Source organism: Halorussus vallis (genome assembly GCF_024138165.1).
Taxonomy (GTDB): Archaea; Halobacteriota; Halobacteria; order Halobacteriales; family Haladaptataceae; genus Halorussus; species Halorussus vallis.
Genome location: NZ_CP100000.1, coordinates 897,360 through 920,959, shown reverse-complemented (window position 1 = coordinate 920,959; position 23,600 = coordinate 897,360). Strand labels below are relative to the sequence as shown.

The 23,600-nt window shown below is 68.5% G+C and carries 23 protein-coding genes; 11 read left to right on the top strand and 12 right to left on the bottom strand.

Annotated elements, in window-relative coordinates; genetic code table 11:
• Window positions 1–24 precede the first annotated feature (24 nt).
• A complete protein-coding gene (locus NGM07_RS04770; protein ID WP_253517790.1) occupies window positions 25–1,386 on the bottom strand; it encodes an LLM class flavin-dependent oxidoreductase in 1,362 nt (453 codons plus the stop codon).
• Window positions 1,387–1,583: 197 nt separating this feature from the next.
• Here NGM07_RS04770 and NGM07_RS04765 point away from each other — a divergent pair, with 197 nt between their 5' ends.
• Complete coding sequence (locus NGM07_RS04765) at window positions 1,584–2,279, top strand: class I SAM-dependent methyltransferase (protein WP_253517788.1); 696 nt, start codon at window positions 1,584–1,586, stop codon at window positions 2,277–2,279.
• Between the two features lie 67 nt (window positions 2,280–2,346).
• Here the strand turns inward: NGM07_RS04765 and NGM07_RS04760 are convergent, their stop codons facing one another.
• From NGM07_RS04760 to NGM07_RS04740, 5 genes are all read right to left on the bottom strand, one after another.
• Complete coding sequence (locus NGM07_RS04760) at window positions 2,347–3,633, bottom strand: carboxylate--amine ligase (RefSeq protein WP_253517786.1); 1,287 nt, start codon at window positions 3,631–3,633, stop codon at window positions 2,347–2,349.
• Window positions 3,634–3,766: 133 nt separating this feature from the next.
• Entirely contained in the window at window positions 3,767–3,955 is a 189-nt protein-coding gene (locus tag NGM07_RS04755; protein ID WP_253517783.1) for a M48 family metalloprotease, read from the bottom strand.
• Between the two features lie 108 nt (window positions 3,956–4,063).
• Window positions 4,064–5,566: a small ribosomal subunit Rsm22 family protein gene (locus tag NGM07_RS04750; RefSeq protein WP_253517781.1), complete on the bottom strand. Its 1,503-nt coding sequence runs from the start codon at window positions 5,564–5,566 to the stop codon at window positions 4,064–4,066.
• Entirely contained in the window at window positions 5,563–6,330 is a 768-nt protein-coding gene (locus NGM07_RS04745) for a prephenate dehydrogenase/arogenate dehydrogenase family protein (RefSeq protein WP_253517779.1), read from the bottom strand. Before NGM07_RS04745 ends, NGM07_RS04750 begins: the two co-directional genes overlap by 4 nt.
• A gap of 56 nt (window positions 6,331–6,386) precedes the next feature.
• Window positions 6,387–6,773 carry an SPW repeat domain-containing protein gene (locus NGM07_RS04740; RefSeq protein WP_253517776.1) on the bottom strand — a complete coding sequence of 129 codons (387 nt, stop codon included), beginning with the start codon at window positions 6,771–6,773 and terminating at the stop codon, window positions 6,387–6,389.
• 243 nt (window positions 6,774–7,016) lie between these two features.
• On the opposite strand from NGM07_RS04740, the gene NGM07_RS04735 reads away from it, so the two are divergent.
• Window positions 7,017–8,075 carry a lipid II:glycine glycyltransferase FemX gene (locus NGM07_RS04735; protein ID WP_253517774.1) on the top strand — a complete coding sequence of 353 codons (1,059 nt, stop codon included), beginning with the start codon at window positions 7,017–7,019 and terminating at the stop codon, window positions 8,073–8,075.
• Between the two features lie 151 nt (window positions 8,076–8,226).
• On the opposite strand, the gene NGM07_RS04730 is transcribed toward NGM07_RS04735, so the two are convergent.
• Together NGM07_RS04730 and NGM07_RS04725 are read right to left on the bottom strand one after the other, a co-directional pair.
• Entirely contained in the window at window positions 8,227–9,012 is a 786-nt protein-coding gene (locus NGM07_RS04730; protein WP_253520153.1) for an aldo/keto reductase, read from the bottom strand.
• A 550-nt stretch (window positions 9,013–9,562) separates the two neighbouring features.
• The gene (locus NGM07_RS04725) at window positions 9,563–10,741 is read right to left on the bottom strand and encodes a M24 family metallopeptidase (protein WP_253517771.1); all 1,179 of its coding nucleotides are present in this window, start codon (window positions 10,739–10,741) and stop codon (window positions 9,563–9,565) included.
• A gap of 161 nt (window positions 10,742–10,902) precedes the next feature.
• On the opposite strand from NGM07_RS04725, the gene NGM07_RS04720 reads away from it, so the two are divergent.
• The 7 genes from NGM07_RS04720 (at window position 10,903) to NGM07_RS25295 (ending at window position 16,925) form a co-directional block, all read left to right on the top strand.
• Window positions 10,903–11,199 carry a DUF8066 domain-containing protein gene (locus NGM07_RS04720; RefSeq protein WP_253517769.1) on the top strand — a complete coding sequence of 99 codons (297 nt, stop codon included), beginning with the start codon at window positions 10,903–10,905 and terminating at the stop codon, window positions 11,197–11,199.
• Window positions 11,196–11,582: a hypothetical protein gene (locus tag NGM07_RS04715; RefSeq protein WP_253517766.1), complete on the top strand. Its 387-nt coding sequence runs from the start codon at window positions 11,196–11,198 to the stop codon at window positions 11,580–11,582. The genes NGM07_RS04720 and NGM07_RS04715 overlap by 4 nt, the downstream gene beginning before the upstream one ends.
• Window positions 11,583–11,648: 66 nt before the next feature.
• Entirely contained in the window at window positions 11,649–12,098 is a 450-nt protein-coding gene (locus NGM07_RS04710; protein ID WP_253517765.1) for a universal stress protein, read from the top strand.
• Between the two features lie 92 nt (window positions 12,099–12,190).
• Window positions 12,191–13,492 carry a 3-phosphoshikimate 1-carboxyvinyltransferase gene (aroA, locus tag NGM07_RS04705; protein ID WP_253517762.1) on the top strand — a complete coding sequence of 434 codons (1,302 nt, stop codon included), beginning with the start codon at window positions 12,191–12,193 and terminating at the stop codon, window positions 13,490–13,492.
• Window positions 13,493–13,576: 84 nt separating this feature from the next.
• Window positions 13,577–14,878 carry an alkaline phosphatase family protein gene (locus NGM07_RS04700; protein ID WP_253517760.1) on the top strand — a complete coding sequence of 434 codons (1,302 nt, stop codon included), beginning with the start codon at window positions 13,577–13,579 and terminating at the stop codon, window positions 14,876–14,878.
• 606 nt (window positions 14,879–15,484) lie between these two features.
• Complete coding sequence (gene aroC / locus NGM07_RS04695) at window positions 15,485–16,636, top strand: chorismate synthase (protein ID WP_253517757.1); 1,152 nt, start codon at window positions 15,485–15,487, stop codon at window positions 16,634–16,636.
• Between the two features lie 154 nt (window positions 16,637–16,790).
• Complete coding sequence (locus NGM07_RS25295) at window positions 16,791–16,925, top strand: hypothetical protein (protein ID WP_256524715.1); 135 nt, start codon at window positions 16,791–16,793, stop codon at window positions 16,923–16,925.
• Between the two features lies 1 nt (window position 16,926).
• On the opposite strand, the gene NGM07_RS04690 is transcribed toward NGM07_RS25295, so the two are convergent.
• From NGM07_RS04690 to NGM07_RS04680, 3 genes are all read right to left on the bottom strand, one after another.
• A complete protein-coding gene (locus NGM07_RS04690; RefSeq protein WP_253517755.1) occupies window positions 16,927–18,978 on the bottom strand; it encodes a hypothetical protein in 2,052 nt (683 codons plus the stop codon).
• Between the two features lie 2 nt (window positions 18,979–18,980).
• Complete coding sequence (locus NGM07_RS04685) at window positions 18,981–19,658, bottom strand: DUF7504 family protein (protein WP_253517753.1); 678 nt, start codon at window positions 19,656–19,658, stop codon at window positions 18,981–18,983.
• Window positions 19,659–19,776: 118 nt separating this feature from the next.
• A complete protein-coding gene (locus NGM07_RS04680; protein ID WP_253517750.1) occupies window positions 19,777–20,391 on the bottom strand; it encodes a twin-arginine translocation signal domain-containing protein in 615 nt (204 codons plus the stop codon).
• Between the two features lie 296 nt (window positions 20,392–20,687).
• Between NGM07_RS04680 and NGM07_RS04675 the strand changes: the two genes are divergently transcribed.
• On the top strand, window positions 20,688–22,886 hold the full coding sequence (locus NGM07_RS04675; RefSeq protein ID WP_253517748.1) for a hypothetical protein: 2,199 nt from the start codon (window positions 20,688–20,690) through the stop codon (window positions 22,884–22,886).
• Here the strand turns inward: NGM07_RS04675 and NGM07_RS25290 are convergent.
• Entirely contained in the window at window positions 22,883–23,017 is a 135-nt protein-coding gene (locus NGM07_RS25290; RefSeq protein WP_256524712.1) for a DUF7503 family protein, read from the bottom strand. The two genes, NGM07_RS04675 and NGM07_RS25290, sit on opposite strands and share 4 nt — an antisense overlap.
• A 233-nt stretch (window positions 23,018–23,250) precedes the next feature.
• On the opposite strand from NGM07_RS25290, the gene NGM07_RS04670 reads away from it, so the two are divergent.
• A complete protein-coding gene (locus NGM07_RS04670) occupies window positions 23,251–23,598 on the top strand; it encodes a HalOD1 output domain-containing protein (RefSeq protein WP_253517745.1) in 348 nt (115 codons plus the stop codon).
• Window positions 23,599–23,600 lie beyond the last annotated feature (2 nt).

The window sequence follows — 23,600 nt, the reverse complement described above, 5'->3', positions numbered from 1 at the left end:
ACCTACCGCGACGGCGACGGGCGCTCAGTTCCGCGCCGGGTGGTCGTCGGCGAGTCGGGTCCGGCCCTCCTCTTCGAAGAGGTTCTCGCGCAGAGTGTCGCCCTCGTAGCCCTCGCGCACCAGTCCGCGCTCGCGGAGGACGGGCACGACCATGTCCACGAAGTCCCGGAGGGTGCCCGGTCGCACGATCTCCTTGACGTTGAAGCCGTCGACGCCGACGTCCTCGAACCAGCGCTGGAGTTCGTCTGCGACCTGTTCGGGGTCGCCGACGACGACCGGCGACGTGGTGCCCAGGCCCGCGAACTCAGCGACCTCCCGGACCGTCCACTCGCGGTCGGGGTCGTTCTTTGTGAAGGCGTTGATGACGCCCTGGATGGCCTCCGTCTCGATGTGCTCGACCTTCTGGTCGGGCTCCAACTCCGAGAAGTCGATGTCGGTGAACCCGGCGAGCAGCGCGAGCGTCGCCTCGTAGTCGACGTTCTCGGCGTAGGCCTCGTACTTCTCCCGGGCTATCGCCTCGGTTTCGCCCACGACGGGGACGATGCCCGGGAAGAACTTGAGTTCGTTCGGGTCCCGGCCCTTCGACTCGGCGCGCTCGCGCAGGTCGGCCACGTAGTCCCGGACGCCCCGCTCGGTCGGCTGGCTGACGAACACCGCCTCGGCGTTCGCGGCGGCGAACTCCCGGCTGCGGTCCGACGACCCGGCCTGGTAGAGCACCGGGGTCCGCTGGGGCGAGGGTTCGGAGCCGTGGGGTCCGGGCACGTCGAAGTACTCGCCCTCGAAGTCCACCGAGTGAACTTTCTCGGGGTCGGTGTAGACGCCGCGCTCGCGGTCGACCACCACCGCGTCGTCGTCCCAGCTATCCTCCCAGAGCCGGTAGCAGACCTCCACGAACTCGTCGGCCCGGTCGTAGCGCTCGTCGTGTTCCATCCGCTCGGCGAGGCCCAGGTTCCGCGCGGCGCTCTCCAGGTAGGAGGTGACGATGTTGAACGCCACGCGGCCGTCAGTCAGGTGGTCGAGCGTCGAGAACTCCCGGGCGAGCTGGTACGGATGGTTGTAGGAGGTCGATTTGGTCACCGCGAAGCCCAGATGCTCCGTCTCCGCGGCCATCGCGGGCACGAGGTAGGCCGGGTCGTTCGACGGCGTCTGGATGGCGTTCTCGATGGCGACCTCTCGGTCGCCCCCGTAGACGTCGTAGACCCCGCGAACGTCGGCGAAGAACACCGCGTCGAAGCCTCCGCGCTCGGCGGTCCGGGCGACCTCCCGCCAGTAGTCGGCGTCGGTGTACCGGTCCGACTGGTCACCCGGCGTCCGCCAGTTGCCCGCCGTGACGTGCTCGACGGAGTTCATCGTGAAGAGGTTGAGGTGGACGTAATCGCTGCTCATCGCCGGTACGTTACGTTTCCGCCCGCAAAAGCCGGGGGATACCGGCGAGAAGTGAGGCCGAACTCCGACGGCGGGAACCGCCGGTGATTCGCCCCCGGTCGGCGCTACGCCTCCGACCGCCGTTTCGTCCCCGGCCGGCGACCGACATCGGTCGCCGGCCGGGGCATCGCTATATCGTCGGAAGGCGTTCGTACCCTATGAACGCCTCCGAGGACGATGCTTCGAAAGACGACGCCCTGCGGGGGTCGCCCGCGGGCGACTCCGCTTCGCGCCCCTCGATGTCGCCCGACCGCTTGCGTGCGGTGTACGACGACCTCGCGCCGCGGTTCGAGCGATTCGACCGGGTGAACCGCCTGCTAACCGACCGCTACCGCAGGCGGGTCCTCGCCGGGGCCGAGGGTCGCGTGCTCGACGTCGCGTGCGGGACGGGCGAGAACTTCCCGTACCTCCCGGCTGATGTCGACGTCGTCGGCGTCGACATCAGCCCCGGGATGTTGGCGAGCGCGGCCGAGCGGGCCGCCGAACTCGGCATCGACGCCGATCTCCGGGAGATGGACGCCGCGTCGCTGTCGTTCCCCGACGCGAGCTTCGACACCGTCGTCTCGTCGCTGTCGACGTGCACGTTCCCCGACCCCGAGGCGGCGCTCCGGGAGATGAGCCGGGTCTGCGCCCCCGGCGGTCGAATCCTGCTGTTCGAACACGGGCGGAGCACCGTCGGTCCCGTCGCGCGGTTCCAGGACTGGCGGGCCGACGCCCACTTCGCCGCGGCCGGGTGTCGCTGGAACCAGGAACCGCTCGACGTGGTCGCGGCGGCCGGACTGGACGTCCGCGAGTCCTGGGACGGATTCCTCGGCATCTTCACCGGCATCGAGGCCGCTCCGTCGGACGCGTGAGCGCCTCGCCGGAGAACCGACGCACCGACTGGCCGGGGGAACCCTCCGTTTCCCCCGGCCAGTCGGACTAGCAGGAGCAGTAGTAGTCCCGCGTCCCGACCTCGTTCTCCAGCAGGCGGTACGCCGGCGCGGGGTCCGAGGGCCGGTAGACGCCGGTCGTGAAGTCCTCGCGCGCCTCGAAGTCGCCGGACGCGAGCGAGAGCCAGTCGTCCCGTCCGAGCACGTCGGCGAAGTCCGGGTTCTGGAGCGCCTTCAGGTAGTCGGCGAGGTAGACCCACGTCGCGTCCCGAATCTCGTCGGGTTCGTATGACTCGTCCACGGCGTCGGAGTACGCCGCCAGCGGGAGGTTCGTGCCCGCCCGCACGGGCAAGGAGATCCACTTCCACGGCCGGGTGTTCACGTCCAGCAGGACGTACTCCTCGCGGTCGGCATCGTAGACGAACTCCGACTCGCTGATGCCGTGGTAGCCCGTCTCCTCCAGCACCGCCAGCGCGTTCTCCTCGACCTCGGGCGCGTCGGCCCGCCGGACCACGCAGGAGGTGCCGTAGCCCAGCGGATACCGGACCTCGGCGTTGCCGACGAAGCTCACGGGGTCGCCCGACTCGGGGACGTAGGAGGCCAGCGAGCAGTCCTCGCCGCGCGCGACCGGCACCTTCTCCTGGGCCATCACCCGGATACCCGCGTCGACGGCGTCGGCCACCACGTCCTCGAACTCTGCCTCGTCGGCGACCTCGACGACGTTGGTTCCCACGGCTTCCTCGAACTTGCGCTTGAGCGCGGGTTTGACCACGAACGGGAAGCCGAGGCGGTCGGCGGCCTCGGCGGCCGGGACGCTATCCCGGCCCCCGTCGACCGGTCCCGACTCGCCGCCGGTTTCGGCCGGGTCGGTTTCGGCGATGCGGTACGTCTCGGGGTACGGGACGCCCAGTCGCTCGGCGACGTCGTACAGCGACTCCTTGTCGAGCACCCGGTTCACGACCGCGCGGTCGGCGAAGGGCAGTCGGACGCCCTCGGGTTCCGTCCGCGAGAAGGCGTGGACCCACTCGTCCATGCACCCGAACGCGACCGGTTCGTGGCCCGTCTCGGCCGCGAGCGCCTCGACGTCCTCGCGGAACCCGTCCTCGTCGTCGAGGGGGTAGGTGACTCGTCCGGCGAAGTCGACGGCGTCGGAGTAGGGCGCGACCCCGCGACCGTTCCGGTCGACGGCGATGACGGGCACGTCGCGGGCTTTCAGCGCGCGTGCCACGCTCAAGCCGGTGACGTGGGCGTTGCAGACGATGGCCGGCGGCCGGTCGAAGTCGGCGTCCGCGAGCGCGTCGCGCAGGCCCGCGAACGAGCGAAAACTCTCTGCCATGGCCGACCTTCTCTGCTCGCGGAGTAAAAGTCGTCCGAGTCGGCAAACCCCGCCGGTCGCTGTGACGCCGGTTCGAACCTCGCTCGCCGTCCCGATTCGCCCGCCCCAGTTCGCCCGTTCCGACTCGTCGGCGTTACCCGTCGACTTCCTCGACGACGATGGACTTCGGGCGAACCTCCTTGCCGACGACGGCCTCCATCTCGTCCTCGTCGAGGTCGGTCAAGACGCCCTCGAGCCGGAACGTCACGGCGTTCGGGAACTCCGCCTCGGCTATCTCGATGTCGCGTACCTCCACGCCGGAGAGGTCGAGCGTGCGCTCCATTACTACGGAATCCCGTCAGGAAGTAATGAATCTCACGGCCGGAGTTGAAATTACGCCGCCGCCGACGGAGCGACGCACCGGACCCGACCCAGTCGTCGCTTCGACCGTTCAGGCCGGAATCCGGTCCACGACGGTTTCTTCGTCGACGACGAGGTTGTAGGCCTCCTCGTCGTCGTTCCAGAGTAGCAGGCCACCCTCGAAGTGGAGGAGGTCGCCGTAGTCGGCGCTCGCGAGGTCCCGGTTGAGCGACGTCTCCTTGGTCAGCACCGCGAAGTGGTCGACCGACTCGCTCCCGTCGCCGACCTTGAACAGCGGGTTGGCACCCTCGCCCGACAGCGAGTGGCTGAGTTTGACCGCGACCAGGTCGATGCGCTTGGTGACGTGGCGCTCGGAGTCGGCCAACTTCGCCAGGTGTTCCTCGTCGGGGACGAACTCGATTCGGCGCTTTCCGTCGGGGCGCAGAATCGAGTGGGAGTACTGGACGTCGACGTTGACGAACTCGCCGCCCGCGCCCGCCGCCTCGTCCAGTTTGCGCTGGAAGGCGGGCACGTCGATGTCGGGTTTCACGTCGAACGACCACCCGCGGTCGGTCGGGCGCTCGCCGGGCCAGAGTCGGAGCGTCGGCGAGTAGACGGTCGCCGCGCCCCGGTCGTCGGCGACCGCCCGTTCGACCGCCCGGAGGCCGATGCTGGTTTCGCGGTCGGCGGGTTCGACCGCGACCAACGCGCCGTCGTCGGCCAGCGCGTCGATGTAGTCGAGGACGACCGCTTCGGGGTCGTCGAGTTCGTTGAGCACGTTGGCGAACAGAATCAAGTCGTACTCGCCGGACGCCGCGGCGTCCGTCGAATCACCCTCCGGGGCGTTCGACTCGTCGGCCTCCGACTCGTCGTCCTCCAACCCCGAGGCGTTCGACCCGGCGGCCGCCGGGTCGAACGCCTCGGCCGTCTCGCGGGTCAGCGACCAGTGGAAGTTGGGCTTCGAGTCGGCGAGCAGTCGCTCGAACGCGTCGGCCGCGGCGCTCGGTTCGACCGCGTCGTACTCCACCAGACAGTCGTCGGGCAGGTAGTCGTGGACGCCCAGCGCGGGGCCGCCGACGCCGGCGCCCACGTCCAGAATCCGGAGTCGGCGGTCGAGCAGTCCCTTCTCGCCGAGTTCGTCGAGGACGTACTGGACCGCGGCGTAGTTGTCCGGCAGGTGGTAGATGGCGTAGCCGAGCGCGGCGGTCGCGTCGTACTCCACGGGGTTGTTCTCGAAGTAGTCGGCCTTGAGTCGCCGAATCGTCTCCCGGAGGTCGTCGCCCGACTCGCCGCGGTGCCAGTTCGGGCCGAAGCGCCCGACCAGCAGGTCTTCGAGTCGGCGGCCGTACTCGACCGGGAACGCCTCGACGCCCCGGAACGTCGGGCGTATCAGTTCGTCCTCGGCCGGTTCGAAGGTGCCGTCGTCGCGTTCGACGAGGCCGAGCGAAACCGCCTCCTCCCGGAGGACCTGCCGGACCACTGCGGGGTGGGGCGTCCCCTCGACGTACTCGCTGACCTCCTCGGGGTCTATCGGCCGGACGTTCCGCAGGTACTTCGCGTTCTCGACGACGCCCGCCCGCTGGTCGGCGTTCATCGCTCGTCCTCCGTCGTCTCCTGCGTTTCGTCCGCCGTTTCCCGCGCGTCGTGGTACAGTCGCTCGAACGCCTCGCGGTCGGCGTCGGCGAGGCGGGCCGCGGCCTCGGCGACGCGGTCGGCGCCGTCGAACGCGTCCTGGATGTCGGCGTACACCCGGGGTGTTCCCCCGGCCACCTGCTCGACCAACGCCGCGAGGTCGTCGGAGACGGGCGTCGAGAGTCCCTCGGGGACGTCCTCGGCCGCGAGCGCGAACGCCAGGACGGCCGCGTGGGCGCTCGCCTGCACCGTCTCCATCGCCTCGTCGTGCTCCTCGGGCGTCGTCTCGACCACGTCGTTGCCGCGCTCGCGCAGGCGGTCGAGGATTCGGTCGGTGACCGGCCCGCCGGCCTCGACGGCCACCGCGACGTTCCCCGGGGCGTTCTCGGGCGCGAACAGCGGGTGGAAGCTCGCGCGCTCGCGGTCCGGGGCGGCCTCGGCCATCGCGGCCAGCGGGCCGGCCATCGTTCCGGTCACGTCGAAGACGGCCCGCGTCGCCTTCGGCGCGTGCTCGTCGACCGCCTCTGCGGCGGCCGAGAGCGGGACGGCCACGCAGACCGCGTCGAATCGCTCGTCGGTCGAGAGCGCGACCGCTCGGGCGTCGTCCTCGCGGTCGGCGGCGGCCTCGGCGACCGCCGGGTCGGCGTCGGCGAACGCGACGTCGGCGTCGAGGATCGACCCGAACCACCGGCCCATCGCGCCCGCGCCGACTATCAGTACCTCCATCGATAGCGGATAGCCGCCCCGGTTTCAAAAGGAGTTCGCTCTCCGGGCCGGTCGACTCACTCCGCGTAGTCGGCCTCCTCGGCCTCGTCTTCGAGCGTGACCACGCGACCGAGGTACACGTCGTAGATGCCGAGGACGACCACGAGCGCGCCCACGATCACGTCGTTCCAGAACACCGCGCCGCCGAGTCGCAGGAAGTTCAACGCCGCGATGATCTCCCAGAGGCCCAGCAGAGGTAGCAGGAGCGCGCTCGCGGCGTTCACCGGTTCGTACTCGCCGCCGCTCGCGAAGGTGTACCCCGCAACCGCGAAGATGGCGGCCCCGACGATGACGTCGTTCCAGAAGTGCGCCGGGACGGTTTCGAACACCGCGACCGCCCCGACGACCAGCCACGCACCGAGCAGCGCCGCGAGTCCGGAGACGTACCTGCCGGTTTCGGACATGTTCGATCCCGCCCCGACGTTGGTTCGCGCCGCGGAAAAGTCGACCGCCCGAAGTTTCTTGGGTGGGTCGGTCGCGGCGGAATCGCCCACTTCGCGGCGGAAATCACCTGTTTTCGCCGGCTTACTCCGCCTTTATCGGCGAATAACAAAGGCCGAACGGGGCCAAGAACCGGCGATGAGAACGAAGCGGCAGGCGAACGCGAGGGACAGGAACGCCGAGCGTACCGGCGGGACGGGTGAGTGATGGCGGAGCTTCAGGCGGACGTCCACGACGCGGTGACCGAGGTGAACGCGAACCAGTGGAACAACGTGGTCGAGCAGTCGGACCTCGGCTGTCTGTTCCACCGCCACGAGTGGCTCCGGGTGTGCGAGGATGCCCTCGACATGGAGGGACGTCACGTCGTCGTCTCGAAGGGGAACAACCCGGTCGCGGTGTTCCCCAACTTCGTCAAACCGGTCCAAATCATGGGCTGGCCGGACGTCGTCGAGCGCCTCCCGGTCAGGCGGGTGGTGTCGGTCGAACCCGGTACCGGCGGTCCGGTGGTCACCGGCGACGAGGAGGAGTGTCTCGACCTGGCGTTCGCGGCGCTGGAGGACGCGGGCGACCGCCGGGCGCTCTACCACAGCGTCATCACCAGCGAACCGGGGTACGTCAAGTACGGCAAGCACTTCGCCCGGGAGGGCTACGAGGCCAACCTGGTCAACTGCCGTCTGGTACTCGACCTCGACGACGACTGGGAGGCCACCCGGGAGAACATGCACAAGAGCCGTCGACAGGGCCTCCGGCGGTCGGAGGACGCCGGCGTCGAGGTGCGAGCGCTCGACCCGACGCGGGAGGTCGTCCGGGACACCTACGACGCTTACAGCGCGAACATCGCCCGAATCGGCGGCGACGCACTTCCGCTTGCGTTCTTCGACGGGCTGGTCGAGCACCTCCGGGACCGCATCGTCGTCTTCGTCGCCGAGCGCGACGGCGAGGAACTGGGTCGGTACCTCCACCTGCGCGACGACGAGCGGTCGGCGCTCCACTACTACTTCGCGGGGATTCCGGACGAGGACGCGCTCGACTACTATCCCTCGGAGGCGCTCCACGCCTCGGCCATCCGGTGGGGCCAGGACCACGGCTACGACACCTACGACTTCGGGGCGACGGGGTCGGACTTCACCGACGGCGTGTTCAAGTTCAAGCGGCGGTTCGGGGCCGAGCCACGGCCGTCGATGATGTGGCAGCGCGGCCGGTCGGCGGTCGGCTGGCCGGCGTTCAAGGCCGCGCGGTCGATGTACCGGAGGGTGACGTACTGAGCCGCCGTTTCCCTCGGCACGTCTCGCTACTCGTGGCTGTCGACGCTCACGTTTTCGTGATTCTCGTTCGCCGGCGCGCTCCGAATCTCGCTATTCGGCGCTCGCGTCTTCGAAATCCAGCCGACTCACAGAGCGAGTCGGCTGAATCTCGTCAGTTCCACGGTGCGCGGTCGGGGTCGACCAGTCGCTCCTCGCGGTCGATGCCGTCTATCTTCTCGACGTCCTCGTCGTCGAGTTCGACGTCGAGGCTCAGCCAGTTCTCGCGGATGTGCTCGCGGCCGGTCGCCTTCGGGATGGCGGTGACCTCTTTCTCGCGGAGCCAGGCGAGGCTGACCTGGGCGGGCGTGGCGTCGTGCTTCTCGGCGACCTCGACGACCTCGTCGACGTCCGCGACGTCGCCGCGGGCGATGGGCGAGTAGGCGACGACCTCGATCTCGTGCTCGTCGCAGGCCTGCCGGACCTCGGTCTGCGGGAGTAGCGGGTGCATCTCGACCTGGTTGGCGAACAGGGGGACGTCCACGGCGTCGATGGCCTCGGCGATCTGCTCGGGTTCGAAGTTGCTCACGCCGACCTCCCCGATCTTGTCCTCTTCGAGGAGTTCGCCGAACGCTTCGAGGGTGTCGCCGGCGTCGTACTCGCCGGTCGGCCAGTGGACGTACAGCAGGTCGACGTAGTCGAGGCCGAGTTTCTCCAGGCTCTCCTCGGTGCTCTCGATGACGTGGTCGTAGGCTAAGTTGTCCGGTTCGACCTTGGTGGCGACGTACAGGTCCTCGCGGTCGACGTCGGACTCGGCGATGGCGTCGCCGACCGCCTCCTCGTTGTCGTACATCTGGGCGGTGTCGACGTGGCGGTAGCCCATCTCCAGGGCGGTCGTCACGCTCTCCATGCACTGGTCGTAGTCGTCGTTCTGGTATGTCCCGAGGCCGAGCATCGGCATCCCCTGGGTCGTCGGCGCCGAGAGCGAGGCCGCCCGCTCGTCGAGTTCCGCCTCGGACGCGCCTCCGGCTTCGCCCTCGGACGGTTCGTCGCCGGTCCCGACCGCCGAATCGGTGTTCTCGCGCTCTTCGTCGCGGACCTCCTCGCCGGAGACGCTCCCCATCGTACTCGGCTGGTCGGGGTCGGCGGTTTCGCCTTCGGCTTGAGTCTGGGTTTCGACCTCGGCCTCCTCGCCGGCCGTGACCCACTCGCCGTCCTGGCCGTCGCACAGCGGACCGGGGAGCGACCCGTTCTGCGAGCGCTTGCCCAGCACGTACCCCGCGACCAGCGCGGCGGCGTACGGGACCGCCCGCCGGAGCCACCCCTTCCGTCGCTTCGATTCGACTGCTACCTGCCTCTGTTCGGATTCGGACTTTCCTCGAAGCATTGTCCTCCGGTTCGAGCGTTCCGCACTTTGTGGTTGTGGCACCGGAACCGCGTTTCGTCGGGGTCGAGGGTGGCTTTCGAGCGGAACCCCGGTTGGCCGCCGAACGAAAAACGAGAAAGAAGTCCTACTCCACCCGAAGCCCGATGGGATAGTCGGTCAGGTTCTCGTAGCCGTCCTCGGTGACGACCACGAGGTCCTCGATGCGGACGCCGCCGAAGTCGGGGTCGTAGAGTCCGGGTTCGACGGTGACGACGTGGCCGGGTTCGAGTTCCTCGCCGTCGGGTGCGAGTCGGGGGAGTTCGTGGACGTCCAGTCCGATGCCGTGGCCGGTGCTGTGGATGAACCCCGTCTCGGCCGAGGGGTCCGAACGGAGGGTGTCGTAGCCCTTCGCCTCGTACACGTCGCAGACCGCGTCGTGGACCTCCTTGCCCGTGACGCCGGCTTCGAGCACGTCGAGTGCGGCCTCGAAGGCCTCGTAGGTGTCGTCGTAGCGCCGCCGGACCTCCTCGGAGGGGTCGCCCTTGCAGAACGTCCGGGTCATGTCGCCGTTGTACTTGCTCTCCTTGTCCCGCGGGAAGATGTCGATGACGACGGGTTCGCCGGCGGCGAGCGGGCCGCTCCCACGGTTGTGGGGGTCGGCGCCGTCGGCGCCGCAGGCGACGATGGTCTCGTCGAGCGCACAGCCGTGGCGCAGGAGCGTGACCTCTATCTCCTCCTTGACGCGCTCGCTTGTCAGAACCTCGCCGTCGTGGCGGAGCGTCCCGTCCTCGACGCTCGCGGCCGAGATGAGGTCCTCCGCCGCGGCCATCGCGGCCTCGTTCGCCTTCTGGGCCGTCCGGATGCGTTCGACCTCCTCGTCCGTCTTGGTCGCCCGAATCTCGGCCAGCACGTCGCCTTCCAGAACCTCGACCTCGACGCCGTGGTCGCGCAGGTCGTCGGCGGTCCCCAGCGGGAAGCGTTCGGGCGTCGCGACCGACGCCACGTCCCTGTCGGCGAGGAATTCGGCGATGACGGCGTGCTCGGCCGCGGCGCGGCCGCCGTACTCGCCGACCTTCTGGGGGAAGTCGTAGTCGGCGAGCCGAGCTACGTCGTCGGCGCGGCCCTCCGACTTCGCGCGGCCGTACTCCAGGCCGGAGACGAGTAGCGAGAGCCCTTCGGGGGTGTAGAGCGTGACGAACGGGTCGGGCGCGTCGAAGCCCGAGAGGTACAGTTGGTTCGAGTCGGAGGAGTCGGCGTCGAGGAGGTAGCCGTCGTATCCTTCCGAGTCGAGCGCGTCGGCGAGCGCGGAGAGGTCCGGGTCCATACCCGTCGGAAGTCGCCGGAGGGGCAAAACGATACGGATTGCGGAAGGGCCGTCCGTCGGCCGATATGGCCGACGGACGGCCCTTCCGCCAACGTCGAGCGTCCTTCGACTCCGCGGCCCGGTCAGAACGATTTATCTACTTCGATTGTGACGCGCAAAACGTGTCAGACGAAAAATCTGAATCGGAGTTCACCCGGGTCGCACTCGGCACGCTCGGTGTGATCGCGTTCCTGTACAGCGTCCTCATCGCCCAGCGTCCGCTCCTCGGCCTCCTCGTCGTTCTACTGCTGGCCGGCGTCTACCTCACGTTGCGGTTCCTCCACCTCGCGGCGCGGTTCGTCCGGGCGGTCGAGCGAATCGCCGACGCAACGGACGCGCGGAGTCGAGGGTCGGCAGCACGCGGCCGAGAGTCGGGCGAACTCGGTCGAAACCCGTCCGACTTCGAAAGGACGAATTGAAGAACGTCGAGACCGTTCTCACCTCGCAACGACTCATGCTGTTCGTCTGCGAGCACTGCGGTCGCCCGCGTCCCGGTGTCCAGACCCGAAACGACGACGTTCACCCCGTCGGTAACCCCGAGTGCGGCCAATGCGGACGCACCGACTTCCGCGCGGTCGACCCCTCGGACTTCCCGGTGGCCGTCCCGTACGCCGACGACGCCAGCGCCGCCGCCGACGAGGCGAGCAGATACGGAGACACGGTCGTGCGCTACGTCGACGATGCGTTGTGCTACGTCGACGACGCGCTGGTCCGAACCGACGACCTCCTCCGGTGTTCGGACGAACTGCTGCGCTACGCGGACGAGGTCGTGAGCGCCGCCCTTTCGTTGCCGCCGGTGTGACATCGGCCGACGCGAATCCTGCGCGGCCGCAACCCAAATCACCCCCCGACCCGTACCTCTGTCGTCATGAAGTACCTCGTCGCGGTCGACGGCTCCGAACCCAGCGTGGAGGCGGTCCGGTACGCGGTCGAGCAGGCCGCCGCGACCGGCGCCTCGGTCGTCGCGGTCAGCGTGGTCGTGCCCGACCAGTACTTCACCGGCGGCGACGACCCGCCGATGAGCTACACCGAGGCCGACGAAGAACTCCTCAGCGAGGACGTCGAGGACGCCGAGGAGCGCGCTCAAGCGGCGCTCGACGAGGTGGCGACCATCGGCGAGGACGCCGACGTCGAATTCGAGACGGGCCTGCTGTCGGGCGAACCGGTCGAGGAGATAACCGAGTACGCCGAGGCCAACGACTTCGACGCCATCTTCGTGGGCCACCGCGGCCTCTCCGAGGAGTACGAGGGCCTGTTCGGGAGCACCTCCAAGGAGGTGGCGGGCCGGGCGACGGTGCCGGTCACCATCGTGCGCTGACCGAGCGAGACGCCGATTCGCCGCACCGTCCCCGAGTCGGGAGTTCTGCCCACTCCGGTACCCTGATACCGGGCCGGGTCGTCGGGTGAGCCATGGACGTGGAGATAGAGCCATCGACGCTCTCGGGGAGCGCACGCGCGCCCTCCTCGAAGAGTTACACGCACCGGGCGATTCTGGCGGCGGGCTACGCCGGCGGGGCGCTCGTCTACGACCCGCTGGTCAGCGCCGACACGAAGGCGACGATGCGCGCCGTCGACGCCTTCGGCGGCGACGTCACGCGCCACGACGACCACCTCGACGTGGACGGCTTCGACGGCCGACCCGAGGTGCCCGGTGACATCGTCGACTGCGGCAACAGCGGGACGACGATGCGCCTCGTGACGGCCGCGGCCGCCCTCGCCGACGGCATCACCGTGTTGACGGGCGACGACTCGCTCCGGTCGCGACCCCACGGTCCGCTCCTGACGGCGGTCGACGACCTCGGCGGACGCGCCGAGAGCACCCGCGCCAACGGCCAGGCGCCGCTGGCCATCAAGGGACCCGTCTCCGGCGGGAGCGTCTCGATGCCGGGCGACGTCTCCTCGCAGTTCGTCTCGGCGCTGCTGATGGCCGGCGCCGTCACCGACGACGGCATCGCGGTCGAACTGGAGACCGAACTCAAGTCGGCCCCCTACGTCGACATCACGCTCGAACTCCTCGACGAGTTCGGCGTCGAGGCCGGCAAGGAGGACCTCGACGACGGCGGCACCTACCGGGTCGAGGGCGGGCAGTTCTACGAACCCGAGGACGGCGAGTACCACGTCCCCGGCGACTTCTCCTCCATCTCCTACCTGCTCGCCGCGGGCGCGGTCGCCGCCGAGGACGGCGAGTCGGTCCTCGTCGAGGGCGCGTATCCGAGCGCCCAAGGCGACAGCAAGATCGTCGGTGTTCTCGGGCGGATGGGCGCCGACGTCGACTGGAACCGCGACGACGGCGCGGTGACGGTCCGGCGCTCTGCCCTCTCGGGCGTCGAGGTCGACGTGGGCGACACGCCCGACCTCCTGCCGACCATCGCGGCGCTCGGGGCGATAGCCGACGGCGAGACGCGCATCGTCAACTGCGAGCACGTCCGGTACAAGGAGACCGACCGGGTGAGCGCGATGGCCGAGGAACTCCGGACCCTCGGCGCGGTGACCGAGGAGAGTCGGGACACCCTCGTGATTCGGGGCGGCGAGTCCGACCTCGACGGCGGCGTCGTCGACGGCCGGGGCGACCACCGAATCGTGATGTCGCTGGCGGTCGCGGCGCTGGCGTGTTCGGGGCCGACGATGATTTCGGGTGCCGAGCACGTCGACGTGTCGTTCCCGACCTTCTTCGACGTGCTGTACGACCTCGGCGCGACGGTCGAGCGGTAGGCGACCCGGATTCGCCCGCTGGATGAGAACCGTTCGCACGATACCGAAATTCACTTGCCCCGGCCGGTCGCGAATACGGCAGGCATGCTTCAGGACGACGTCGCGGGGACGCTCCGCGAGCGCCACCTCGAAGGCGACACGCTGTTTCCGGCATACGAGGACTACTGTTTCGCCAACGTCCCGGACGCCGTGGCGTCGGTGCTCGGGGACGATACGACCGCCGTCAGTGCCGAAGTGAGTCGGGAGTCGCGACCGCGACTCCCGGCCCGGGTCTTCGACGGCGTCGACACCGACGTCCGGAACGTCGCGGTCGTCCTGCTCGACGGGTTCGGCTACGACCACTGGAAGCGCCGGCACGAGCGCCACGACCTGCTCGCCGACCTGACCGAGCGCGGGACCGTCACCCCGCTCACGTCCATCTACCCCTCCGAGACGGCGGCGGCGATAACCACGATGCACACCGGGCGCCAACCGGTCGAGCACGGCAACCTCGGCTGGTTCCAGCACCTCGGCGGCCCGGACGACGGCGTGGTGGTCCAGACCCTGCCGTTCACCACTCTCGACGACGAACCGGTGGGCGAGGCGTTCGGCGACGCCTCCCCGGAGCGCATCTTCGAGGGTGACACGCTCTACCGGCGACTCGCCGCGTCGGGCGTCGACCCGCACGTCGTCCACCCCGCGGCCATCGAGGGCGGGGCGTACTCGAATCGGTCGCTCCGCGGGGCGACGACGACGCCCTACGAGAACGTCGCCGAGATGGCCCTGCGGGTGCGCCAGACGCTCGAAGCCGCCGACGACCCGACCTACGTCTACGGCTACGTGCCCCACCTCGACGCCGCCGGCCACGCCCACGGCAACGACTCGCCGGAGTACCGCGCCCAGATCGGGATGGTGGCCGACTGCCTCCGGCGGGAACTCGTCGAGCGACTCGACCCCGAGACGGCCCGAGAGACGCTTCTCATCGTCACCGCCGACCACGGGCAAGTCGATACCAGCCCCGAGGAGAACGTCGACCTCGGCGAACTCGGCGTCGAGGAGTTCCTGGCCCGGGACGCGGACGGCGAACCGATTCGGGCGGTCGGCGGCCCGCGAAACCTCCAGTTTCACACTCGCCCGGGCGAGACGGCGGCGCTGGCCGAACGCCTCGCCGAGGCCGCGCCGGTCCGGACGTTCGACGCGGAGACGCTCCGCGACCGAGGGCTGTTCGGCGACCGCGAGCCCTCCGCGACGTTCGAGCGCCGTCGTCCGGACCTCGTGGCGGTCCCCGAGCGCGGCATGCTCTGGTACGACGACGGCCACTTCGAGCACGTCGGGATGCACGGGGGTCTGCATCCGACGGAGATGCTGGTGCCCTTCGGTGCGGTTCGGCTGGACGAGTTGCAGTGATTGTGACTTCGGGCTGTCGCTCGTAGTCGGGGGTGAATCGGTTTGCAACTCGAAGCGAATTCACACGACGCCGATGAACGACTGGACTGTGACCGCTACTCGCACTCCACAAATGAGTACCGCACCGCCACGGCCACACACCTCCCCAACCGATTCCGTCGTTCGCTCCTTTGCAGTCGCTCACTCGGTCATCCCTCGCGCGAATCGGTCGCGGCACGAAACCGCGTCCGCGCGCGCCGGTTCGGTGGTGGAGATGCGCGCTCTGGACTTGGATATGGCGCGCGCTGGTGCGAGTTCATCTCGCGCCTTCTTCGTGCGAGGGATGAGCGAACGAGCGCCGCAGGCGTGAGTGAGCGAATCGGCTGGGGAGGCGTGTGGCCGTCGCGGTGCGGTACTCACTTGTATCGTGTAAGTGGCGGTCTGCGGTGCTGTCGATTCCTACCAGAAATGCCGGTACTCGTAATCTTCGTGCGAGTGGCGGAGACGTTCGCGATGCTGTACTCGTCGTTCGGTCGGCGACCGACCGACTTTCGAGGCGGAATCTCCGGAGGGGGAACTTGCACCTTTCTGCAACCTCTAAATGCCCGCTCCGACAACCTTCCGGCAATGAACGGCAACAGCTTCGGACGACTCTTCCAGGTCACCACCTTCGGCGAGAGCCACGGCGAGGCGATGGGCGTCACCGTCTCGGGGTGCCCGGCGGGCCTCGAACTCGACGAGGACGACGTGCAGGCCGACTTGGACCGGCGCAAACCCGGCCAGTCGATGATAACGACCAGCAGGGGCGAACCCGACGCGGTGTCCATCAAGTCCGGTCTTCAGGACGGCTACACCACCGGCACGCCCATCGGGATGGTCATCGAGAACAAGGACGCCCGCTCGGAGAAGTACGAACCGTTCATCACCGCGCCGCGGCCGAGCCACGGCGACTTCACCTACTCGGCGAAGTTCGGCACGCGCAATTGGGGCGGCGGCGGCCGGTCGTCGGCCCGGGAGACGGTCAACTGGGTCGCCGCGGGCGCCATCGCGAAGAAGATTCTCGCCAGCGAGGGCGTCGAACTCAAGGCCCACGTCAACCAGATCGGCGACATCGAAGCCCCGGAGGTTTCCTTCGAGGAGATACTGGAGCACAGCGAGGAGAACGAGGTGCGGTGCGCCCACCCCGAAACCGCCGAGCAGATGCGCGAGCGCATCGACGAGTACCAGGAGGAAGGCGACTCCATCGGCGGGTCAATCTACTTCGAGGCTCGCGGGGTGCCCCGCGGCCTCGGCGCGCCGCGGTTCGACTCCGTCGAGTCCCGCCTCGGCCAGGCGATGCTGTCGGTGCCCGCCAGCACCGCCTTCGAGTTCGGCCTGGGTCGAGAGGCCCGCGAGTACGCCGGCAAGGAGCGCAACGACGACTGGGAGTTCGGCCCCGACGGCGACCCGAAACCGGTCGAGAACGACCACGGCGGCCTCCAGGGCGGCATCACCACGGGCGAACCCATCTACGGCGAGGTGACGCTCCACGCGCCCACCTCGATTCCGAAGACCCAGACCACGGTCGACTGGGAGACGGGCGAGGAGAAGGAAGAGCAGGTCATCGGCCGCCACGACCCCGTCCTCCCCCCGCGAGGCGTCCCGGTCGTCGAGGCGATGCTGGCGCTGACGCTCGTGGACTTCATGCTCCTCGGCGGGCGAATCAACCCCGACCGTCTGGACGACAGCCCCGGCGAGTACGACACCGACTACCACCCGAGCAGTCCGGCCAACGAGTGAGCGGCCGGCGGCTCTGTTCGCTCGAGCGAGCCGAAGCGATGCGCTGAGGAGATCTCGTCGCTTGCTTCGGGTAGCAATTGTCTTACACTAATTATTTTCAAGTTGAATTACTTTAGATAGAGATACTTTCGAGGAGCAACATTCGTAGCGTGCGATGAAAGAGACAATCATCCGGGAACTGCGCGAACGCCCGAAAGTTATCGGCGGACTGTTCACCGCGAGTGTCGTCTTGACGAACTCGATGGAACTGCTCGTTATGCTCAGCCACGACACTCATCCGGGACCGTAGCTCAGAGGTGTGAATCGGCGAACTCGGGGCTCCAGTGGAGCTGCCGTTCGTATTCGATAGGCACTAATTCGTTCTGTAGAATCCCTCTGAGTTCCGATTCCGAGAGTGCGAAAGTAGCCAGTTTACCGCCGGCGAGATACCGGCAATCGATACGGTCGAGAAACATGTTGATAGTTCCTCCGAGGCCGTATCCCCGAGTCGCGTACGAACGGATTTCCGTCCGGTAGCGAGCGTCTCCACGCTCCTGAACTTCGAGGCAAATCGGGCTTCCGCCGTTACTCTGACACAGCGTGATGCCGCCGTTCCCCACGGTCGTCCACATGAAACTCGACATCGTCGCCCGCCGAGCTATCCCCACCGACTGCCGAAGCGAGAATCCAGCGGCCAATGCCCGCGCCAGCGCGTTGCCGACCCGGGTCGCCGCGGCGTTGGCCACCTCGTCGAGCGTGATGACTCCGCCGAGGCTCCCGGCCTCGACCAGCGCCATCCCCTGCTCGTAGGACTGGCAGGCGTTCAGCGCGAACGCCTTCGCGCCGACCGATTCGAGTTCCGTGGCGTCGAGGTAGCCGTCGGCGCAGGCCATCCCTGCCTCGTTGACGTGGCTGACGAAGTGGAGGAAGTCGGTGGGTTCGGCCAGCAGGTTCCGGAGTTCGTCGGTCGTCAGGTCGTAGTGGAGCGACACGTCGAACTGCGGGAGGTCGCGCGCGCCGTAGTGTTCGTTGACGACGCCCTCGGCTTTCATCCGCTCGTCGTTGCAGACCACGTGGACGTCGATGGTGGTGTCGGGGTCGACGTCGAGGCTCCGCACGAGCGAATCGACCGTGAGCTTGTTGGCGTCTATCGGCACGCCCTCACCGATCCAGGCGTGTTCGGTCGTTTCGACCGGTTCCGGCGTGAGCACGTCCACGTCGGCGACCGACCCGCCGGCGCGATGGAAGTCCTCTATCGCCGTCGTAATCAGGTCCGAGGGTTCGAGCGCCGAGACTCGCCGCCGGTCGATCGGCCGCACGAGCGCGAGGGCGTTGGCCGCGAACGGCATCGCGCCCAGGCTCTGGGCGTTCGGGTCGGCGTCGACGGTCAGCGGCCACTCCGGGACGTGGTCGGCGACCGCCTCGTAGGGGACCGACAAGTACGCTTCGAGGCGGTCGGCGAGCGACGCGTCGTACAGTTCCGCGAAGTCGAGGTCGACGCGGGACTCGACCGCCTCGCGCTCGTGGAGGTCGATGGGGTAGAACCCCTCGGTGCGGACCAGACAGTCGAGGAAGAACGACTGCCTGAGAATCCGCTCGACCGTCGACTCGTACCCGTCCGCGCTCGCGAGGTCGTAGTCGAAGTTCCCGGCGATGAGGCGCGGTTCGGCTGTCGGGACCACCTCGGCGCCGAGGTAGTACGCCAGCGAGGTCGCGGGGTAGACGTACTGGTACTCGGCGGGAAGTTCGAGTCGGACGTCGGTGTCGGGAGGTTCCAACTCCGCGGGCGCGTCGAACGCTTCACCGAGTTCGACCAGCGGCGGATGGCCCCGCAACGTCGGAAAGCTCCGTTCGGGCGAGGTGGTCTTGAGCGCCGACCCCAGATACGACAGCGCTTCCATCGCGCCCTCCGGGTCGGGCGTCGTCGTGATCGTCGCCGCGGGTCTGTCGTGGAGCGACCGGACGCCGACCTGCACCGGCGCGTCGCCGGAGAACTCGATGCGGACGTCCTCGCCCTCGCGGTGAATCGCCGCCCCGCCGTCGGTTGCGACGAACAGCTTCGTCGGCGCGACGTTGACCTCCAGGACGCACGGGCCGCCGTACGCGAGCGGATCGCCCGTCGGGTCGAACGTATCGACGAGGCGCTCCTCGGTCGGCGAGTGGACGTAGATGCTCGTCGCCGGAACCCGGAACGCGGGCGTCTCGACGCTCGCGACCACGTCGACGGGAAAGTGGATGTCCGTGGCCGAAACCGGCGTCGGGTCGACCGCCGTCGGCGTTCGCACGACGAACCGAGCGTTCTCGATGGGGTCGAGAATCTCGAGTCCCTCGCCGTCGGCGAGCGTCGAGACGGTCGGGCGCATACCTACAGTGGAACCCAGTCCGTCGTAAGGGCTTCGTCGGGGAGGTGCCAGCGCTGCTGGGCCCCGCCAACGGTCTGGCGGAGTTCGATCCGGGCGTCCACCAGCGAGGAAAGTTCCCGGACGACGGCCGAGTCGTCGGCGCGCCGGAGGTGGTAGTAACAGGTGCCGTTCGTCCCGGTGACGGTGCGGGAGACGTCTCGTACGAACCGCTCGACCGCCCGTTCGCCGGCCTCGTCGAGGAGTCGTCCGACCGAGTCGACCGACGTTCGGAGTTCGCTCGGTTGGAGGTCGTTCCGGCGGTCGAACGCGGCGACCGCGTCGGTGATTTCTTCGCGGAGGTCGGCGAGGTCGTCGTCGAACTCGGCGGGCGCGCTCGCTCGGGCCGCGGCCGACCGCTGGTGTTCGGTTCGGCTCACCACCGTGACGGTCGGGTCGTGGGGCGACACCGCCTCGGGCAGCAGGGTCGCCGGCCGAGGGTGTGTCGAGGCGAGAATCTGCTTGTTGCCCGGCCCGCCGAGCGCACGGCGCATGTGGTGTGCCGACGCGTCGTGCTGGACCTTCCCCGTGACGAAGATGGCGCTTCCAGACCGTTTCAGTTCGCGCAACCGTCGGGCGAACTGCTCTCCCTCCACCACCGCGCCTTCGCTCCGGGACGACGGTGTCCGGGTTCCACCAGCCATACCCGCACGTTCGACCCCGACCAACTTAATTCCACGCCCTCGCATCCGGAACGCAGAAAACCCGCGAAAACGAGCGATTCGGTTCGTCGCGGCGCGAACGGCGTCGCTCGGACCCTCGCTACATCGAACTGTTGTTACTGCCGCTGCCACCGCCGGTGCCGCCGACCTGAATCTCCCCGACCATCGTGTTCGGGTGGACCAGACAGATGTACGAGTCCATCTTCTGGGAGGCGGTGAAGCGGACGCCCTGTACCGCACCCTGCTCGGAGACGATATCGGTCTTGTTGGCGAGCTGCTGGTCGCCGCCCGTCTGGGTCTGAGTCTGGTTGCCGCCGGTCGCGTTCCCGAGGCTAACGTTCGTGGTGGTCTGGTTACCGCTCGTCTGGTTCAGCGTCTCCCACGCTTGACTCGACTGGTCGACGCTCAAGGTTTCGAGCGCCGGAAGGTTGTTCCCCTGGGAGTCCTGGATCGCGAAGTTGTGCGGCTGGCCGTCCATGTTCCTCCAGAGGAGCGTGTAGGTCGTCCCCGGCTGGAGGTTGAGCGTCGGGTTCTTCGACGCGCTCGCCGTCGCCTGTCCGGGCAGGCGGAAGCCCTGCCACCCGACCGTCTTGCCGCCGAGCAGGATGTACTCTTCGTTCTGACCCTGCGCGAGGACCGTCGCGTTCAGTCCGGCCACTGCACCCGTCGCTGCCGCCGCCTTCAGGAATCGGCGACGAGACGTGTTCTGTGTCATTGTGATTCTCCGTCGAGAACGTGGCTCCAGACGCGATTAAAGGTCGAACATCGTTCGACGGACGGAACGGTGCCTGAACGAATCAATCCGTTCCTTACGAACCGTAACCGCAAGAATCGCCGAGTAACTCGCCTCCGCTGAGAGAAGCGAGCCGTTACCGAGTGGAACGACTCCTTGAACTCGTACCGAACCCGACGACGGAGGGGTCGCCGACTTCGTTCCTGTCCACTCGGTGGTTTTTTAATGATTCGAGACTATGGCCACGTAAACCCGCGGCAGCGACTCGAGGTGGTCGGGTGGTATCGTTCAACGCGCACAAGAACGGCATCGAAATCGTCGACTCCATCGAGCGACGGCGACTCCGACTCGCGGTGCCCGAGTCCGCCGGGTCGGTCGAACCGACGCCCGTCTCGCCCGACCGGTTCTCCTTCCCCGTCGACGCCGCGGTCGAAGTCGCGGCGGGCGCTATCGTGGTCGAAGGCGTCGCCGAGGGGTACGTCCGACGCGAGGACGGCGAGATGGTCGCGGCGGTCGGGTCGGACGCCTCGACGGAACTACCCGCCGACCGATACGAGGTCGAGGTCAACGTTCCGGTGAAACTCTACCTCCGCGGCGAGGGCGAGTTCGCCGCGACCGTGGACGGCGACCGAACGCGGTTCTCCTTCGGCGGCGAGACGGTGCTGGTCGGCGCGCGCTCGTACCACGAGCGCCCGGCCGCGACCGTCACCACGTCGACCGACCCCGAGGACGCGCTCCGGGCGCTGTCGTACCTGGGGTCGGCGCTCAAGACCACCTCGCCCGAGCGGTCGTACCCCACCTTACGAGGCCACCCGCCTCGCCTCGAGGTGGGCGAGGAGTTCGCGGTGCCCGACTCGCTGTCGAAACCCGAGACGGGCGTCGAACTGGTCGTCCCGCCGACCCACCGGGCGGCGGTCGTCGCCGCGCCGCTGGCGTTCTACCTCGGCGCCGACGTGCGGCCGGGCGAGGACCCGCGCCTCCTCGCCGACGGGTTCGAGTTCCCCCTCGACGAGCGTTCGGTCCCCGAGTCGTTCGCGCGGTCGACCGCGGTGACCGCCGACGGCGACGGGTTCTCGCTGGCGGTCGAGCGCGCCCTCAGACAGTCGTTCTTCCTCGACTGCCTGGTCCGCACCGAGGGCTACTACCGCGTGGCGCTCCACGAGCGCGAGGCGGTCGAATCCGAACTCGCACTCGACTTTGCCGCCCTCTACGACCGCCCGCTCGCCGCGCGGTTGGAGACGTACCTGTCGGTCCCGTTCGAGGCGGTCGCCGACCACCTGCCGCGGTGGAACGTCGCCGCGTTCGTCGAACCAACGGCCGCGGGACTGGAGGCGCTCCCCTACGTCGTCGGCGACCTGGCGGTCGTTCGACCCGCCGAGGGAGAGCCGGTTTCGCCGGAGGCGGTTCGCGCGGCCGTCCTCGACGACTTTCTGGACCGGCCGGGAACGCGGGGCGGCGGCGACCGACATCGGACCAGAGCGGGCGGCGGCGCGGACGACGAGGAGGACCGCGAGAACCCCGACGCGGAGAACCCACCGCTCCCCCGGATGGTCCGCCCGCCCGAAACCGACGCCGTGGAGGTGGCGTGGTTCGGCGACGGCGTGCCGATGGACGCGAGCAAGGCGACGACGACGGCGTTCGAGAACTGGTTCGACCGCGACTCGGTCGACGGCGACATCGACATCGTCGTCGTCTGCAACGACGAATCGATGCGCGTCGAGGACGACGTGGTGAGCGACGTCTACGGCTCCCGCGAGGACCTCCCGTTCGACGTGTCGGTCCGCCGCGACCTCACCACCGCCGAACTCCGCGAGACGCTCACCGCGGGCGCCGACTTCCTCCACTACGTCGGCCACATCGACGCCGACGGCTTCGCGTGCGCCGACGGGTCGCTGGACGCGACGACGCTCGACGTCGTGGACGTCGACGCCTTCCTGCTGAACGCGTGTCGGTCCTACGAACAGGGGATGGCGCTGGTCGAGGCCGGGAGCGTCGGCGGCGTGGTCACCTTCAGCGAGGTGGTCGACAGCGGCGCGGTCCGCGTCGGCGCGACGATGGCGCGACTCCTCGACCGCGGATTCCCGCTCCGGCCGGCGCTCGAAATCGCCCGCGAGGAGAGCTTCGTCGGCGGTCACTACACCGTAGTGGGCGACGGCCGGGTTTCGGTCGTCCAGGCGGAGGGCGGACTGTCGATGCTGTGCGAACTCGTGTCCGAGGAAGCCGACTCGTCGGCTTCCTCGGACGCGGCCGCTGACGTCCGCGACGTGACGTTCTACACGTATCCGCCGCGCGAGGGCGGCCTGGGAACGCTCGCCCGACCGACAGTCGCCGAGATGGACCGTTACTACCTCACGCCGGGGACCATCGGCCCGCTCCGGGCCCGCGTGGACGAACTCCGGGAGTACCTCGCTCGCAATCGGTATCCGATAAAAGAGGACGGTGCGCTCCGGTGGTGTTCGGACGTCCTCGACCGCTAGGGGCCGAAGATGACCGCGACGCCGCTCGCGGCGGCGCTCCCCGCTTGCGCGAGCAGCGCCAGCGCGGCGAGCAGGACGCCGGCCAACCGGGGATTCGCTGCGATCCGGTCGCGAAGGGTCGTGTCTGTCATCGTTCGTGTGGCCGGTTCGTGACCGACGGTCTGACCCACGACCGTCCCCCATTTTGCCATGTGGTGCCTAACCGAGGGAAATCCGGACCTACGACGACCGTACGACGGGGTTCCGCGGCGGTATGCTACCCTTGAACTGCCGTGGAATTTGGTTCCGGACGACTCGCGTTTATCCGTTCATCGCCGTAAATTTCTTACCTATGCAATCGCAATAATACGTGAGGTCGGGAACAGTGTCCAAAAGCGATACGAATGACGACGCCGGAACCGCTTCCAGACTGACGGACGTTCGCGGCCAGACCGGAACGTACCACGCGTACCATGACCCGTCGGGCGAGACGGGGCTCAGCGAGACGGTCATCGAGGCCATCGCCGATGTCGCGAACGTGGACCCGACGACGACGATCATCCCGCTGGCCGAACACGTCGACCCCGATGCGCTCGACGCGCTGTTCGACGGGCGGGGCGCGTCCGGGGGCTACTCGCAGGTACGGCTCTCGCTGTGCGGACTGGAGGTCGTCGCGCACGCCGACGGCCACGTCCGGATTCGGAACGCGCCGGTACCGGAGGACGACCGGTAGGG

Coding starts and splice junctions, on each gene's coding strand:
- NGM07_RS04770 (WP_253517790.1), bottom strand. CDS start 1,386: ATGAGCAGCGATTACGTCCACCTCAACCTCTTCACGATGAACTCCGTC.
- NGM07_RS04765 (WP_253517788.1), top strand. CDS start 1,584: ATGAACGCCTCCGAGGACGATGCTTCGAAAGACGACGCCCTGCGGGGG.
- NGM07_RS04760 (WP_253517786.1), bottom strand. CDS start 3,633: ATGGCAGAGAGTTTTCGCTCGTTCGCGGGCCTGCGCGACGCGCTCGCG.
- NGM07_RS04755 (WP_253517783.1), bottom strand. CDS start 3,955: ATGGAGCGCACGCTCGACCTCTCCGGCGTGGAGGTACGCGACATCGAG.
- NGM07_RS04750 (WP_253517781.1), bottom strand. CDS start 5,566: ATGAACGCCGACCAGCGGGCGGGCGTCGTCGAGAACGCGAAGTACCTG.
- NGM07_RS04745 (WP_253517779.1), bottom strand. CDS start 6,330: ATGGAGGTACTGATAGTCGGCGCGGGCGCGATGGGCCGGTGGTTCGGG.
- NGM07_RS04740 (WP_253517776.1), bottom strand. CDS start 6,773: ATGTCCGAAACCGGCAGGTACGTCTCCGGACTCGCGGCGCTGCTCGGT.
- NGM07_RS04735 (WP_253517774.1), top strand. CDS start 7,017: ATGGCGGAGCTTCAGGCGGACGTCCACGACGCGGTGACCGAGGTGAAC.
- NGM07_RS04730 (WP_253520153.1), bottom strand. CDS start 9,012: ATGCCGATGCTCGGCCTCGGGACATACCAGAACGACGACTACGACCAG.
- NGM07_RS04725 (WP_253517771.1), bottom strand. CDS start 10,741: ATGGACCCGGACCTCTCCGCGCTCGCCGACGCGCTCGACTCGGAAGGA.
- NGM07_RS04710 (WP_253517765.1), top strand. CDS start 11,649: ATGAAGTACCTCGTCGCGGTCGACGGCTCCGAACCCAGCGTGGAGGCG.
- aroA (WP_253517762.1), top strand. CDS start 12,191: ATGGACGTGGAGATAGAGCCATCGACGCTCTCGGGGAGCGCACGCGCG.
- NGM07_RS04700 (WP_253517760.1), top strand. CDS start 13,577: ATGCTTCAGGACGACGTCGCGGGGACGCTCCGCGAGCGCCACCTCGAA.
- aroC (WP_253517757.1), top strand. CDS start 15,485: ATGAACGGCAACAGCTTCGGACGACTCTTCCAGGTCACCACCTTCGGC.
- NGM07_RS25295 (WP_256524715.1), top strand. CDS start 16,791: ATGAAAGAGACAATCATCCGGGAACTGCGCGAACGCCCGAAAGTTATC.
- NGM07_RS04690 (WP_253517755.1), bottom strand. CDS start 18,978: ATGCGCCCGACCGTCTCGACGCTCGCCGACGGCGAGGGACTCGAGATT.
- NGM07_RS04685 (WP_253517753.1), bottom strand. CDS start 19,658: ATGGCTGGTGGAACCCGGACACCGTCGTCCCGGAGCGAAGGCGCGGTG.
- NGM07_RS04680 (WP_253517750.1), bottom strand. CDS start 20,391: ATGACACAGAACACGTCTCGTCGCCGATTCCTGAAGGCGGCGGCAGCG.
- NGM07_RS25290 (WP_256524712.1), bottom strand. CDS start 23,017: ATGACAGACACGACCCTTCGCGACCGGATCGCAGCGAATCCCCGGTTG.